Source organism: Nocardioides cremeus, assembly GCF_030518195.1.
GTDB lineage: Bacteria > Actinomycetota > Actinomycetes > Propionibacteriales > Nocardioidaceae > Nocardioides > Nocardioides cremeus.
In genome coordinates, this window is the sequence record NZ_JAULSC010000008.1 from 21877 (window position 1) to 37108 (window position 15232).

The 15232-nt window shown below is 73.8% G+C and carries 12 protein-coding genes and 1 pseudogene; 10 read left to right on the forward strand and 3 right to left on the reverse strand.

The features are described 5' to 3' along the window. The 8 genes from frr to rlmN all read left to right on the forward strand — a co-directional run bounded on the left by frr (position 1) and on the right by rlmN (position 7963). Complete coding sequence (frr, locus tag QWJ41_RS09990) at positions 1 to 555, forward strand: ribosome recycling factor (protein WP_204797358.1); 555 nt, start codon at positions 1 to 3, stop codon at positions 553 to 555. 16 nt (positions 556 to 571) lie between these two features. After that, complete coding sequence (locus tag QWJ41_RS09995) at positions 572 to 1474, forward strand: phosphatidate cytidylyltransferase (RefSeq protein WP_302707827.1); 903 nt, start codon at positions 572 to 574, stop codon at positions 1472 to 1474. Then, a complete protein-coding gene (locus QWJ41_RS10000; RefSeq protein ID WP_302707829.1) occupies positions 1471 to 2019 on the forward strand; it encodes a histidine phosphatase family protein in 549 nt (182 codons plus the stop codon). The genes QWJ41_RS09995 and QWJ41_RS10000 overlap by 4 nt, the downstream gene beginning before the upstream one ends. Before the next feature lie 4 nt (positions 2020 to 2023). Further along, complete coding sequence (locus QWJ41_RS10005; RefSeq protein WP_302707831.1) at positions 2024 to 2380, forward strand: hypothetical protein; 357 nt, start codon at positions 2024 to 2026, stop codon at positions 2378 to 2380. 125 nt (positions 2381 to 2505) lie between these two features. Further along, positions 2506 to 3372 (forward strand): MIP/aquaporin family protein, encoded by an 867-nt coding sequence (locus QWJ41_RS10010; protein WP_302707833.1) that lies wholly within the window; start codon positions 2506 to 2508, stop codon positions 3370 to 3372. Positions 3373 to 3423: 51 nt separating this feature from the next. Beyond that, the gene (gene glpK, locus QWJ41_RS10015) at positions 3424 to 4959 is read left to right on the forward strand and encodes a glycerol kinase GlpK (protein ID WP_302707835.1); all 1536 of its coding nucleotides are present in this window, start codon (positions 3424 to 3426) and stop codon (positions 4957 to 4959) included. A gap of 41 nt (positions 4960 to 5000) precedes the next feature. Beyond that, positions 5001 to 6719 carry a glycerol-3-phosphate dehydrogenase/oxidase gene (locus QWJ41_RS10020; protein ID WP_302707836.1) on the forward strand — a complete coding sequence of 573 codons (1719 nt, stop codon included), beginning with the start codon at positions 5001 to 5003 and terminating at the stop codon, positions 6717 to 6719. A 53-nt stretch (positions 6720 to 6772) separates the two neighbouring features. Then, positions 6773 to 7963, forward strand: coding sequence for a dual-specificity RNA methyltransferase RlmN (gene rlmN, locus QWJ41_RS10025; RefSeq protein ID WP_302707838.1), 1191 nt, complete (start codon positions 6773 to 6775; stop codon positions 7961 to 7963). A 4-nt stretch (positions 7964 to 7967) separates the two neighbouring features. Here the strand turns inward: rlmN and QWJ41_RS10030 are convergent, their stop codons facing one another. Beyond that, a complete protein-coding gene (locus QWJ41_RS10030) occupies positions 7968 to 9776 on the reverse strand; it encodes a TIGR03767 family metallophosphoesterase (protein WP_302707840.1) in 1809 nt (602 codons plus the stop codon). A 203-nt stretch (positions 9777 to 9979) separates the two neighbouring features. Here QWJ41_RS10030 and QWJ41_RS10035 point away from each other — a divergent pair. Further along, positions 9980 to 10978 (forward strand): annotated as a pseudogene (locus QWJ41_RS10035) (glycosyltransferase); the annotation flags it as partial. 53 nt (positions 10979 to 11031) lie between these two features. Here the strand turns inward: QWJ41_RS10035 and QWJ41_RS10040 are convergent. Beyond that, positions 11032 to 12159 carry an LOG family protein gene (locus QWJ41_RS10040; protein ID WP_302707842.1) on the reverse strand — a complete coding sequence of 376 codons (1128 nt, stop codon included), beginning with the start codon at positions 12157 to 12159 and terminating at the stop codon, positions 11032 to 11034. 9 nt (positions 12160 to 12168) lie between these two features. Beyond that, on the reverse strand, positions 12169 to 13092 hold the full coding sequence (locus tag QWJ41_RS10045) for a LysR family transcriptional regulator (RefSeq protein WP_302707844.1): 924 nt from the start codon (positions 13090 to 13092) through the stop codon (positions 12169 to 12171). Between the two features lie 73 nt (positions 13093 to 13165). Between QWJ41_RS10045 and QWJ41_RS10050 the strand changes: the two genes are divergently transcribed. Beyond that, positions 13166 to 15220: an NADH:flavin oxidoreductase gene (locus QWJ41_RS10050; protein ID WP_302707845.1), complete on the forward strand. Its 2055-nt coding sequence runs from the start codon at positions 13166 to 13168 to the stop codon at positions 15218 to 15220. Positions 15221 to 15232: the final 12 nt, after the last annotated feature.

The following is a 15232-nucleotide window of genomic DNA, read 5'->3' on the forward strand; positions in this document are numbered from 1 at the left end:
ATCAACGACATCCTCAACGAGGCCGACACCAAGATGAGCAAGTCGGTGGAGGCGACCCGCGAGGAGTTCGCTGCCATCCGCGCCGGGCGTGCCCATCCCTCGATGTTCTCCAAGATCGTCGTGGACTACTACGGCTCGCCGACGCCGCTGCAGCAGCTGGCCTCCTTCACCGCCCCCGAGGCGCGCGTCATCCTGATCGCGCCCTTCGACCAGAGCGCGATGAAGGCTATCGAGCGGGCTATCCGCGACTCCGACCTGGGCGTCAACCCCGCCGACGACGGCAAGGTGATCCGCTGCAACTTCCCGGAGCTGACCGAGGAGCGCCGCAAGGAGTACATCAAGGTCGCGCGCACCAAGGCCGAGGACGGCCGGGTCGCGGTGCGCAACCTGCGCCGCTCGGCCAAGCAGGGCCTGGAGAAGCTCGAGAAGGACGGCGAGGTCGGCAAGGACGACGTCACGGGCGCGGAGAAGAAGCTCGACGTCACCACCAAGAAGCACACCGACGCCATCGACGAGATGCTCAAGAACAAGGAAGCCGAGCTGCTGGAGGTCTGAGACCTCCCTGCTCCCGATGCCGATGACGAACCCCACGCCTCCGTCCGGCGCGCCCACGGGCACGCCGCCCGTCAAGGACCACGGCCGGGCCGGCCGTGACCTGCGCGCCGCCTTCACCTCGGCCTTCCTGCTGATCGGGGCGATCCTCGCCTCGTTGCTGCTGTGGAAGACCGCCTTCATGGTGATCGTGGTCGCGGCGGTCGTGGTGGCCATCTGGGAGCTGGGCCGGGGGCTGGGCGCCAAGGACATCGACCTGCCCGAGGAGCCGCTGATGCTCGGCGGCGCGGTGATGGTCGTGGTCGCCTACGTCTTCGGGGCCGACGCCCTGGTGACGGCCACCGCCGTCACCGCCCTGGTCACCATGCTGTGGCTGCTGCGCCGCGGCATCGACGGCTACGTGCAGAACGCCACCGCCTCGCTGTTCACCCTGGTCTACGTGCCGTTCCTGGGCGCCTTCGTGGCGCTGCTGCTGCGCGAGGGCGGGCTCTACGGCGGCGGGTTCGAGAACGACGGGGTGCGCGGCATCATCGTCTTCATCGCCGTCACGGTGCTCTCCGACACCGGCGGGTACGCCTTCGGGGTGCTCTTCGGCAAGCACCCGATGGCCCCGGTGATCTCGCCCAAGAAGTCGTGGGAGGGCTTCGCCGGCTCGGTCGTCTTCAGTGTCGCTGCCGGCATCGTGGCGATGGTCTGGCTGCTCGACGGGCGCTGGTGGGTCGGCATCTTCCTCGGCCTCATCGTCGCGGTGATGGCCACCCTCGGCGACCTGTGCGAGTCGGTCGTCAAGCGCGACCTCGGCATCAAGGACATGAGCCAGGTGATCCCCGGCCACGGCGGGCTGATGGACCGGCTCGACTCGCTGCTGGCCACGATCGCCCCGGTGTGGCTGCTGCTGTACCACCTGGTCTTCCGGGCGTGAGCCTGCACCTGGTCCGCCACGGGCGCCCCCTGGTCGAGCCCGCCCTGCCCGCCGCCCGCTGGGAGCTCGACCCGGCCGGCTTCGACGACGTGTGGGCGCTGCGCGAGTCGGGCCGGCTGCCGCGGCACGCGGTCTGGTTCTGCTCGCCCGAGCCCAAGGCGGTGGCCACCGCCCAGCTGCTCACCGAGGGCGAGGTCGGCGTCGTCGACGACCTGCGCGAGCACGAGCGCGGGGCCGGCTGGGTCGAGGACTTCGCCGGCACGGTCGAGCGGGCCTTCGCCGAGCCCGACCGGGCGGCGTACGACGGGTGGGAGCCGTTGGCGCGCTGCCGCGAGCGGGTGGGCGCCGCCGTGCGCCGCATCGCCGACGTGCACCGCGACGAGGACGTCGTGCTGGTGGGGCACGGCACAGCCTGGACCCTGGCGGTGGCCGAGCTGACCGGGCGCCCGCCCGACCTCGAGCGCTGGCGCGACCTCGCGATGCCCGACGTGCTGGTGGTGCCCGACGTGCCTGAGGGGCCCGGCAGCGCCCGGGTGGGAGGATGAGGTCATGGTGACCACGGACGACCAGGCTGCGCCGCCGGCGGGCGACACGGCGTCGCGGCCCAGCTGGTGGCACCGCGACCACCCGGTCTTCACGCCGCTGGCCGGCTTCTTCGCCGGCCTGCTCTTCGTGCTGCTGGTGCCGTCGGTCTACGCGGGCGTGCTCAGCGCGCTCGCCGACGACGAGACGACCTCGCGCCTGTTCCCCTTCGTCCTGGTGGCGCTGGCCCTGCCGGTGGGGCTGGCGATCGCGCCGCACACGCGCCGCTTCGGGCGCTACATGCTGCTGGGCGTGGTCTCCACTGCGGTGGTGGTGCTGGGCGTGGCCGCGCTGGTGGTCTGGTTCCTGGTCAGCCGCGCTTGAGCGCGCCCTGCTCGCGGCAGGTGTGACCGGTGCTCGGGGTGGGTAGACGGGTGTGACCACCACCACACCCGGTTGCATCGCCCTACTCGGAGGCCACGATGTCGCGCAGCAGGAGACCCGCTCTCGTGGGGGAGATGTGTGCCGAGTTCGCCGGCACCATGATCCTCATCCTCTTCGGTGTGGGCGTCGTCGCCCAGGTCGCCACCAGCCAGGACGGGGTGCTGGGCGACCACGACTCGATCGCCTGGGCGTGGGGGCTCGGCGTGACCCTCGGCGTCTACGTCGCAGCGCGGCTGTCAGGGGCCCACCTCAACCCGGCCGTGACCCTGGCGCTGGCGGTCTTCAAGGGCTTCTCGTGGCGCAAGGTGCTGCCCTACACCCTCGCCCAGACGCTGGGTGCGTTCGTGGCCGCGCTGATCGTGCGTGCGTCGTACGCCGACCTGATCGCCGCCATCGACCCCGAGCACACCATCGCCACCCAGGGCATCTTCTCGACCCTGCCCGGCAACGGGGTGGCCGACGTGAGCATCACCAGCGCGTTCGTCGACCAGGTGGTGGGCACCGCCCTGCTGGTCTTCCTGATCTTCGCGCTGACCTCGGCGTGGAACAACCCGCCGATGGCCAACCTGGGGCCCTTCGTGATCGGGCTGGTCGTGGTGGCCATCGGGATGGCCTGGGGCGCCAACGCCGGCTACGCGATCAACCCGGCCCGCGACTTCGGGCCGCGCATCGCCTCGCTGATCACCGGCTACGGGGGAGCGATGCGCGACCAGAACGGCTACCTCTACTTCTGGCTGCCGATCGTCGCGCCGCTGCTCGGCGGTCTCGTCGGTGGCGCGCTCTTCAAGCTCCTGGTGGATGACCACCTCACCGACCCCGACGAGGAGCAGACTGAGCAGGTGACCCCCGACGGCGGCCGCGAGGCCGTCGGCGAGCCCATCCCCGAGCCCCAGGCACAGCCCGAGCGCCAGGCGCAGCCCGCCGCCGGCTGACCCACCGACCCGCACCGACCCGCACCGATCCGCACCGACGAGGAGAGACCCGTGACCGAGGCCCAGGACAAGATCGAGTACGTCGGCGCCGTCGACCAGGGCACCACGAGCACCCGCTTCATGATCTTCGACCACGGCGGCGAGGAGGTCGCGCGCCACCAGCTCGAGCACGAGCAGGTGATGCCGCAGGCCGGGTGGGTCGAGCACGACCCGGTGGAGATCTGGGAGCGCACCCGCTCGGTGATCCAGAAGGCGATGGGCAAGGCCGGGGTGCAGGCCGACGACCTGTGCGCGGTGGGGATCACCAACCAGCGCGAGACGACCGTGGTGTGGAACCGGAGGACCGGCCGGCCCTACTACAACGCGATCGTGTGGCAGGACACCCGCACCGACAAGATCGCCTCCAAGCTCGAGCGCGACGGCCACGGCGACCTGATCCGGCACCGCGCCGGGCTGCCGCCGGCCACCTACTTCGCCGGCGGCAAGATCCAGTGGATCCTCGAGAACGTCGACGGGGTGCGCGAGGCAGCCGAGGCGGGCGACGCGATCTTCGGCACCACCGACTCCTGGCTGATCTGGAACCTCACCGGCGGCACCGACGGCGGGGTGCACGTCACCGACGTCACCAACGCCAGCCGCACGATGCTGATGGACCTCGAGACCTGCGAGTGGGACGACGAGCTGCTCGGGCTCTTCGACATCCCGCGGCAGATGCTGCCCGAGATCCGCTCCTCCAGCGAGCCCGACGGCTACGGCACGACCCGGGCGAACGGCCCCTTCGGCGGCGAGGTGCCGCTGACCGGCATCCTCGGCGACCAGCAGGCCGCCACCGTCGGGCAGGTCTGCTTCGAGCCGGGCGAGGCCAAGAACACCTACGGCACCGGCAACTTCATGCTGCTCAACACCGGCACCGAGCTGATCCGCTCCGAGCACGGGCTGCTGACCACCGTGTGCTACCGCTTCGGCAAGGACGCCCCGGTCTACGCGCTGGAGGGCTCGATCGCGGTGACCGGCTCGGCGGTGCAGTGGCTGCGCGACCAGCTCGGCATCATCTCCGGCGCCTCGCAGAGCGAGTCGCTGGCCCGCCAGGTCGAGGACAACGGCGGCGTCTACTTCGTCCCCGCCTTCTCCGGCCTCTTCGCCCCGCACTGGCGCTCCGACGCCCGCGGCGCCATCGTCGGGCTCTCGCGCTACAACACCAACGCCCACGTCGCCCGGGCCACGCTCGAGGCGATCGCCTACCAGAGCTGCGACGTGGCCGCGGCCATGGAGCAGGACTCCGGCGTGAAGCTCGAGGTGCTCAAGGTCGACGGCGGCGTGACGGCCAACGAGCTGTGCATGCAGATCCAGGCCGACACCCTCGGGGTCGAGGTGAGCCGGCCGGTGCTCGCCGAGACGACCTGCCTCGGAGCGGCGTACGCCGCCGGGCTCGCGGTGGGCTTCTGGTCGGGAACCGACGAGCTGCGCAAGAACTGGAACGAGGGCCGGCGCTGGTCGCCGCAGTGGAGCGACGAGCAGCGCGCCGCGGGCCACGCGCAGTGGACCAAGGCCGTGCAGCGCACCCTCGACTGGGTCGACGTCGACTGAGCTGCGCGCGTCCGCCTTGACCCGCCACGGAGAGTAGGACCATGAGACCTGTCGCCCTGTCCCCGCAGCTGCGCGCGTCGTCCCTGAGGGAGATGGCCGCCGAGGAGCTCGACGTCCTGGTGGTCGGGGGAGGCGTGGTCGGCAGCGGCGCGGCGCTCGACGCCGCCACCCGCGGGCTCAAGGTCGGCCTGGTCGAGGCCCGCGACTTCGCCTCGGGCACCTCGAGCCGCTCCAGCAAGCTCATCCACGGGGGCCTGCGCTACCTCGAGATGCTCGACTTCGCGCTGGTCGCCGAGGCGCTCAAGGAGCGCGGGCTGCTGATGCAGACCCTCGCTCCGCACCTGGTGCGCCCGGTGGGCTTCCTCTACCCGCTGCAGCACCGCGGCTGGGAGCGGCTCTACGCCGGCTCCGGCGTCGCGCTGTACGACGCCCTCTCGCGGATCTCGGGCCGCTCCGGGCTGCCGCTGCACAAGCACCTGACCCGGCGCGGGGCGCGCCGGCTGGTGCCGGCGCTGCGCAAGGACGCCCTCGTCGGGGCGCTGCACTACTACGACGCGCAGGTCGACGACGCCCGCCACACGATGTTCCTGGCCCGCACCGCGGCGGCCTACGGCGCGAAGGTGGCCTCCCGGGCCCGCGTCGTGGAGCTGCTGCGCGAGGGCGAGCGGGTCACCGGCGCCGTGGTCGACGACCTCGAGAGCGGCGAGACCATCACCGTGCGCGCCCGCCAGGTCGTCAACGCCACCGGCGTGTGGACCGACGAGACGCAGTCGCTGGGTGGGCAGCGCGGCGCCTTCCGGGTGCGGGCCAGCAAGGGCGTGCACCTGGTGGTGCCCAAGGACCGCATCCGCTCCGAGACCGGGCTGATCCTGCGGACCGAGACCTCGGTGCTCTTCGTGATCCCGTGGGGGCGGCACTGGATCATCGGCACCACCGACACCGACTGGGAGCTCGACAAGGCCCACCCCGCGGCCAGCGAGGCCGACATCGACTACCTGCTCGACCACGTCAACGCGGTGCTGGAGACCCCGCTGACCCGCGACGACGTCGAGGGCGTCTACGCCGGGCTGCGCCCGCTGCTGGAGGGGGAGTCGGAGGCGACCTCGAAGCTCTCGCGCGAGCACGCGGTGGGCCACCCCGCGCCGGGCCTGGTCGTCATCGCCGGCGGCAAGTACACGACGTACCGGGTGATGGCCAAGGACGTCGTCGACGAGGCGGTCTACGGCCTGGAGCGCCACGAGGGCCGCCAGGTGCCGGCGTCGGTGACCGAGAAGGTGCCGCTGCTGGGTGCCGAGGGCTACCAGGCGCTGTGGAACGCGCGGCACCGACTGGCGGCGCAGTCGGGACTGCACGAGGTGCGCATCGAGCACCTGCTGCAGCGCTACGGCTCGCTGGTCCACGAGCTGCTCGCGATGGTCGCCGAGGACCCCTCGCTGGGCGAGCCGCTGGCCGGGGCGTCGGACTACCTGCGAGTCGAGGCGGTCTACGCCGCCACCCACGAGGGCGCGCGGCACCTCGACGACGTCCTGACCCGGCGCACCCGCATCTCGATCGAGACCTTCGACCGCGGCCTGGGCGTCGTCGAGGAGGTGGCGGGCCTGGTCAGCGAGCCGCTGGGCTGGAGCAAGGAGCAGGTCGACCTCGAGATCGAGCACTACCGGGCGCGGGTCGCGGCCGAGCGCGAGAGCCAGCAGCAGCCCGACGACGAGACCGCCGACGCGGCACGCCTCGGGGCGCCCGACGTGGTGCCGCTGACCTGAGCCGGGCCGGGAGTTCGCCCGGGTGCCCGGGCGGGTGGGAGACTGGGCGTGCTATGCCCGACGACACCGCCGCCCCCGTGCCCGCCTCCGCCGCCGTCCCGCCCCGTGCCCCCGAGCCGGCCGAGGGCGTCACCGCGCTCCCGCTGGTCTTCGAGGAGCCCCGCGGCCGCAAGAAGCCGCCGCGCCACCTGGCCGACCTGACCGCGGCCGAGCGCAAGCAGCTGCTCGAGGACAACGGCCTGCCGGGCTTCCGGGCCAAGCAGCTCTCCACGCACTACTTCAGCCGCCTGGTCGACGACCCCGAGCAGATGACCGACCTGCCGGCGGCCCAGCGCGCCGAGCTGGTCGGCACCCTGCTGCCGCACCTGATGACACCGCTGCGCACCCTCGAGGCCGACAAGGGCACCACCCGCAAGACGCTGTGGAAGCTCTTCGACGGCGCCCTGGTCGAGTCGGTGCTGATGCGCTACCCCGGCCGCACCACCATGTGCGTCTCCAGCCAGGCCGGCTGCGGCATGGCCTGCCCCTTCTGCGCGACCGGCCAGGGCGGGCTGCAGCGCAACATGAGCACCGCCGAGATCGTCGAGCAGGTCGTCGCGGGCGCGCGCTCCCTCGACCGCGACGAGGTGCCCGGCGGCCGCGGCCGCGTCAACAACGTCGTCTTCATGGGCATGGGCGAGCCGCTGGCCAACTACAAGGCCGTCATCGGCGCGGTACGCCGGCTCACCGACCCCTCGCCCGACGGGCTGGGCATGTCGGCGCGCGGCATCACGGTCTCGACCGTGGGACTGGTCCCGCGCATCCGCCAGCTGACCGAGGAGGGCATCCCGGTCACCCTCGCGCTGAGCCTGCACGCCCCCGACGACGAGCTGCGCAACGAGCTGGTGCCGATCAACACCCGCTCCTCGGTCGCCGAGACCGTCGAGGCGGCCTGGGACTACGCCCGGGTCACCCGGCGCCGGGTCTCCATCGAGTACGCCATGATGCGCGGCATCAACGACCAGGCCTGGCGTGCCGACCTGCTCGCCGACGTGCTGCGCGGCTACGGCGACTGGGGCTGGGTGCACGTCAACCTGATCCCGCTCAACCCCACCCCGGGCAGCAAGTGGACCGCCTCCGACCCCGCCGACGAGCGCGAGTTCGTGCGCCGGCTCGAGGCCAAGGGCATCCCCACCACCGTGCGCGACACCCGCGGCTCGGAGATCGACGGGGCCTGCGGCCAGCTCGCCGCCACCGACGTCTGAGCCGTCAGCGGCGCAGGCGGGGGCGGGGCAGCACCAGCTCGCAGTTGCGGTCGCGAGGCGTGCCGCTGCGCTCGGCGGTGGCCTCCTGCCAGTCGTTGGCCGCCAGCTCGCGCGACAGCGCGGCCAGCGCCAGCGGTGAGTCGGTCCCGGGGCCGCCCAGCGGCGCCGCGTGGTCGAGGACCGTGGTGAAGATCGACAGGGTGCCGTCGCGGTTGTCGGCGACCTCGAGGATGCGCGACTGCTGGGGCCAGTCGATGTGCGAGGCGGTGTTGACCTCCCAGAAGCCGCCGCCGCCCTCGCGGGCGTGCGGGGTGATCCGGTTGCGGTGCGAGTGCCCGTTGACCCAGGCCACGACGGTCGGGGCGGCGAGCAGCGCGGCCACCACCTCCGGGCCCAGCACCCGCGGCTCGACGTCGCCGCCGGTGCCGACCAGGGCGTTGTCCATCGACGTCGAGGAGTGGTGGCTGGCCACCACGACGTAGCGGTCGCCGGACCGGGCGAGCAGCGCCTCGAGCCAGGCGAATTGCGTCGCATCGATCGAGCCGCCGGACTCGCCGTTGGGGTTGACGGTGTCGAGCACGACGAAGCGGAACCGGCCCTGGACGAAGGAGTAGTAGGCCGTGCCGTCGGCGCGGTTGCGCGCGGTGAACCCGTGGCCGACCGGCAGGCCCCTGGTGCGGAAGTGCTCCTCGACCAGGTCGGCGCGCGAGAGCAGGCGCCGGGCGTCGTCGGGGGTGACCTGCTTGGTGCCCGGGCCGGCGGCCAGCGTGGCCAGCAGCTCCTCGACCCGGCCGGTGGACAGCGACTCGAGCACGTCGTCGGACGACAGGCCCGGTGGTGGCGTGATGACCTTGAGGCCGCCCCGGGCGACGCCGTCGAAGAGCTCGGCGTGCGGGAAGTTGCCCTGCACCAGGCTCTCGTGGTTGCCGAAGCAGGTGTACCAGGGCAGGCGCAGGCCCTGGGCGCGGAACGGTGCTCGCGCGGCGTCGAGCAGGCCGGGCACCACGGGGAACCCGTAGCGGCTGCGCGGCAGGTCGTCCCGGGCGCCGGCGGGAGTGCCCTCGGGGTGCCAGTAGCTGCGGTCGTAGGACGACGGGTCGTCGTCGGCGACCCCCTCGTAGCGGGTCCTGTCGCCGGAGTCGGGGGTCACCCGGCCGCCGTCGAGCAGGTCGATGTTCCAGCGGATCTCGTTGAGCTGGCTGTTGTCGGAGTTGTCCCCGGTCTGCACGACCAGGTCGAGGCGACGACCGGTGGCGGGGCCGCGCCGGATCGCGTTGACCTGGCGCACCATCGCCTCGGCGACCTGGGCCGTCAGCATCTCCTGGGGCCGGTAGGCGGAGCCGAACAGCCCGGGGGCCAACGGGGAGTCGGGGTCGTCGTACCGGTCGGTCCACTCCACCCGCAGCGGTGACTGGGCGTCGACGACGTGCACGTCGGAGATCTGCACGAAGCCCAGCAGCGGGCGGCGCCGACGGCGCCGCCCGCGTCGTGGCCGCGCGGCCAGGTCGAGGCGCAGCCGGTGCCGCTCGCCGGGTCCGGCGACGATGCCGCGCCAGCCGGTGGGGCCGGGCTCGCCGCGGCGCAGCACGATGTCGAGCGTGGTGCGCCCACGGACCCGTGCACGAGCCACACCCGCGACGGCCTGCCCGGCCAGCGCACCTGCGGCGCCACGGGCCGGCCCCGCGAGGCCGGAGAGCGCGCCGGCGACCGCGAGGGCGCTGCCGGCGCCCAGCAGGCGGCGTCGTCCGACGGAGCGCAGCGGCGGGTGGTGCTCGGTGCGTGGTGCGGCGGGCTCGCGTGGCTCCGGCGACAAGGTCCCTCCCCGGGGCGTGGCGGTCGGGCACACAGTAGGGCCGACGACGCGGGTCAGGTGGCGCTTTCGTCCGAGATGACCCAGGCGAGAAGGCGGATCGCGCCGCGGGCGGCCGGGTCGGTTGGTGCGCTGTTCACCCGATGGTCCACCGTCGCGCCCCGGGTGCTCGCCGTGTGCTGGCGCGCGCGGAGCACCGTGGGCCCATGAGCCAGCCCCGACCTGCAGCCGACCGGCCCGCCGCCGCGCGCCCGGTGCGGCTGCGGGTGCTGGTGGTCGCGGAGACCTTCGAGCCCGGCTCCGGCAGCGTGCCCCGGGTGCTGGCGCACCTGGCCGCGCAGGGGCACGAGGCGCAGCTCGTCACGCACACCGGCCCCACGACGTACGCCGGCTTCCCGGTGCGGCGCACCCACGGCTGGCCCGCGGGGCCCCGGCTGCGTGCCACCCTGCGGCGCTTCGGACCCGACGTGGTGCACGTGGCCGGGCTCGACCGGCTGGGTCGACGCGCGGTGCTGGTCGCCTCGGGCCTGGGGGTGCCGGTCGTGCTCGACGTGGGACCCACCGGCCCCACCGGGGAGGGCGGCCCGCCGTCGCGGGTGCTCGCGCGGGCCGACCGGGTGCTCGCCGGGTCGACGGCGGCCCTGCGCGACGTGCAGGCCCTCGGGGTGGGGCGGCTGGCGCTGTGGCCGTGCGGGGTGGACCTCACGGCCTTCCACCCCAGCCGGCGCAGCGACTCGTGGCGCCGCTCGCTCGCTCCGGACGGCCGGCGGCTGGTCGGCCACGTCGGGCCGCTGGAGCGCGTCGAGGAGGTCGACCTGCTGACGGGTCTCGACCACGACGAGCGCTACCGGCTGGTGCTGGTCGGCAGCGGCCCCGACGAGGCCCGGTTGCGGCGGCTGCTGCCGCACGCGCACTTCCTGGGCGACCTGCGCGGCGACGCGCTGGCGGCGGCGTACGCCTCGCTCGACGTGCTCGTGCACACCGCCCGCCGCGAGACCTGCGGGCGTCTCGTGCGGGCCGGCCTGGAGGCGCTCGCCTCGGGGGTGCCGGTGGTCGCGCCGCGCAACGGGGTGGCCGAGGACCTGGTCGACGAGGGCAGCGCCGGGCTGCTCTTCGAGCCAGGCGACGCCGCCGACCTCGAGGCCTGCGTGGCCCGGCTGCTGCACGACGACCTCGCACTGCGGCGTACGGCGCTGGCGGCTCGCCGCAGCGTGCGGCACCGGTCGTGGCGGGTGCTCGACGAGGCCCTCGTCGAGCACTACCGCGCCGTTGTCACGACCTCGAGCGCCTCCTCGACGGTGTCGACCAGGTGCACGTGCGGCTCCATGGCGCGTCCCGAGGCGAGCGCCTGCAGCAGCGGCCAGGCCGGCAGCTCGACGGTCCAGTGCTCGCGCCCGACGAGCACCATCGGCGCGACCGACGCCTCGTCGGCGTAGTAGTTCTCGCAGGCGTCCTGGAAGACCTCCTGCACCGTGCCACCGGCACCGGGCAGGAACACGATGCCGGCGTCGCAGACCTCGAGCAGGATCGCCTCGCGGGTGGCGTTGCGGAAGTACTTCGCAATCGCGGTGCCGAAGACGTTGGGTGGCTCGTGGCCGTAGTGCCAGGTCGGGATGCCGAGGTTGGCGACCGGGCCGCCGTCGGCGTCGGGCGGGTCGAGGGCGGTGAGGGCGTCGAAGGCCGAGAGCACCCAGGCGTCGACCGAGGGCCGGTACGACGGCACCGCGGCCAGCATCCGCAGCGCCTCCTGCAGCACCGCGTCGTCGCGGGAGGAGAGCCGCGCCCCGAGGTTGGCGGCCTCCATCGCCCCGGGCCCACCGCCGGTGGCGACCGTCAGCCCGGCCGCGCCGAGCCGGTGCCCGAGACGAGCCGCGTCGGCGAAGAGCGTCGTGCCCCTCGAGGCGGCGTGCCCGCCCATCACGCCGACGACGCGGCGGCCCTCGCGCCAGCGGTCCAGCGCCAGGTCGATGGCGTGGTCGTGCAAGGTGCGGGCCAGCGGCACCTCGGTGGAGACCTCGGCGCCCTCGCCCGCACCCGGCTTGGACCAGGCGTAGGCGCGGCCGTCGAGGGAGTCGCTCCAGCGCAGCGCGTCGAAGAGCTCGCGGGCGTCGTAGAGCTCGTGGCGGTAGACGTCGACCGGCACGTCGGGGATCTGCGGGAGCACCAGCGCACCGGCGGCCTCGACGCGCGCGGCGTCCCCCTCGGCGAAGCGGCATCCCAGGAAGGTGGCGCCGGCGAGCCGGCAGCGGCCCAGCTCGGCGCCGCGCTCGCTGAGGTCGACCGAGCGCACCCGCCACCCCGAGAGGGTGCGCGCCCCGGCCCGCAGCCGGTGGTCGAGCTCCTCGAGCGTGGTGATGTCGACGGTGCGTCCGCGGGTGTGCCTCACCGCGGCAACCTAGCCGACCTGCTCGCCGCGGCCCACCGCCGCGGCCAGGCGCTGCAGCTCGGCGAGGGCCAGCGCGATCTCGGGCTGGGCGGCGGTGCCGCGGCGCACCGCCGTGCGCAGGTGACGCATCGGTGTGGCGACCCCGCGCAGCGGCACCCGCACGAGGTCCTCGTCGGCCGGCAGCCGCGCCAGGCGAGGCACCAGGGCGACCCCGAAGCCGGCCGCGACCAGCGCCGCGCCCGTGTCCCACTCGACGACCTCGTGGACCTGGTGCGGGGTGAAGCCCGCGGCCGCGCAGGCCGTGGTCACCATCTGGTGGTGCGGCCGGCCGGGACGGTCCATGATCCAGGCCTCGCGGGCCAGCTCGGTCAGGGAGACCCAGGCGCGGCCGGCCAGCCGGTGCCCGGTGGGCACGAGCAGGTCGAGGGTGTCGGCCAGCAGCGGGTGCTGCTCGAAGCGGGCGTCGTCGGTGGAGGGCAGCAGGTCGGTGACCACGACCACCACGAGGTCGACCCGGTCGGCCAGGAGCATCTCGAAGCACACCTGCGGGTCGGCCTCGGTGATCCGCACCGTCGAGCGGGGGAAGACCCGCGACACCTCGACGGCGACCGCGGGCAGGAGGGCCGAGGCGGCCGTGGAGAACCCGGCGAGGCGCAGCTGCCCGGTCCCGGTGCTCGAGGTGCTCTGCACCTCGGTGCGGATCTCCTCCCACAGGGCGAACAGGTCGTCGCAGCGGGCGAGCAGGGTCAGGGCTGCCGGGGTCAGCCGGACCCGGCGCCCGTCCGGCTCCAGCAGGCTCACCCCGAGGTCGCGCGCCAGGGTGCGCATCTGGTGCGACACGGCCGAGGCCGTGTAGCCGAGGTGCTGGGCCGCGGCGGAGACGGTGCCCCGCTCGGCGACGACGCCGAGCACCTTGAGGCGACGATCGATCATGTGACCAGATTGCACGATGAGTGGGGAAATCGTGCGCTTTTCTTTGAGCGAGTGTGACCCACACCATGGTCGTGTGCACCAGCTGGACCCGCTCCTCGAGCCGTACCTCCTCCGCGGGACCACCCTGCGCAACCGCGTCGTCAGCACCTCGCACGAGCCCGCCTACACCGAGGACGGGATGCCGAAGGACCGCTACCGGCTCTACCACCTCGAGAAGGCCCGCGGTGGTGTCGGGCTGACGATGATCGGCGGCTCGGCCGTCGTCTCGCCCGACAGCCCGCCGGCCTTCGGCAACATGCTGCTCTACCGCGACGAGGTCGTCGGGTGGCTGCGCCGGCTCTGCGACGACGTGCACGAGGCCGGCGCGGCCGTGATGTGCCAGGTCACCCACCTCGGGCGGCGCACCAGCAGCGCCAGCGGCGACTGGCTGCCGCTGGTCTACCCCTCCCGCCTGCGCGAGCCGCAGCACCGCTCGTTCCCCAAGGTCGCCGAGGCCTGGGACGTCGACCGGATCGTGCGCGACTACGCCGACGCCGCGGCCCGCTGCCAGGCCGCCGGCCTCGACGGCATCGAGATCGAGTCCTACAGCCACCTCTTCGACGCCTGGGCCTCGCCGGCCACCAACCTGCGCACCGACGCGTTCGGCGGCGACCCCGAGGCGCGCCTGGTCTTCCCGCTGCGCGTCCTCGACGCCGTACGACGCGCCGTCGGGCCCGACTTCGTGGTCGGCCTGCGGATGGCGATGGACGAGGACCTGCCCGACGGGCTCGGGCTCGAGGACACGCTGCCGATCGCGCGGCGCTACCTCGAGCACGGCGTCGACTTCCTCTCCGTCATCAAGGGCGGGCTCGACAGCGACGCCCGGCTGGCCGCGACGATCCCGTCGATGGGCACCCCCTCGGCGCCCTTCCTCGAGCTGGCCGGGACCGTGCGCCGCGAGCTCGGGGTCCCCGTGATGCACGCCGCGCGCATCGGCGACGTCGCGACCGCGCGCCACGCGATCCGCGACGGGCTGCTCGACCTCGTCGGGATGACCCGCCCGCAGATCGCCGACCCCCACCTGGTCGCCAAGGTCGCGCGTGGCGAGGAGGACCGGGTGCGACCGTGCGTGGGCGCGAGCTTCTGCCTCGACGCGATCTACGAGTCGGGCGACGCCAAGTGCGTGCACAACCCCGCGACCGGCCGCGAGCAGTCGCTGCCGCACGTCATCACCCCCACGCTCGGCCGTCGTCGGCGCGCGGTCGTGGTCGGCGCGGGACCGGCCGGGCTGGAGGCCGCCCGGGTGCTCGGCGAGCGCGGGCACGACGTGGTGCTCCTCGAGGCCGCCGACCGTCCCGGCGGCCAGCTGCTGCTGGCCTCCTCGACGCTGCGACGCCGCGACCTGGTCGGGATCGTGGACTGGCGGGTCGCCGAGCTCAAGCACAGCGGTGTCGAGGTCCGCTACGGCGTGTACGCCGAGGCCGCCACGGTCCTGGCCGAGCAGCCCGACCTCGTCGTGGTCGCGACCGGCGGGGTGCCGGACCGCTCGGTGGCCGGGGGCGGGGAGGAGCTGGTGCTCGACACCTGGGACGTGCTGGGCGGCTCCGGGCCGCAGGCGGGCGAGCGGGTGCTGGTCTACGACGACCACGGTGGTGAGCCGGCCCTCGACGCCGCCGAGCACCTGGCCCGCCGCGGCGCCCGGGTCGAGCTGGTCACCCCGGAGCGGATGGTCGGCATCTCGGTCGGCGCGATGAACAGCCCGGCCTACCTGCGGGCCTTCGCCGAGCACGGGGTGGCGCTCTCGGTGGCCCGCCGGCTGCGCTCGGTGCGGCGCGCCGGGCCCGACCGCGACGGGCCGCTGGTCGCGGTGCTCGGCAGCGACTATGCCGACGTGGTCGAGGAGCGCGTGGTCGACCACGTGGTCGTCGAGCACGGCACCGTGCCCAACGACGAGCTCTACCTCGACCTGGTGCCCGGCTCGCGCAACCTCGGCGAGGTCGACCACCCCGCCCTGCTCGCCGGCAGGGCCCAGGAGGTCGCCACCCACCCCGACGGGACCTACCAGCTCTTCCGCATCGGCGACGCGGTCGCGAGCCGCTCCATCCACGCCGCCATCTACGACGCGCTGCGACTGTGCGTCACCGTCTGACCCGCCCGCGCA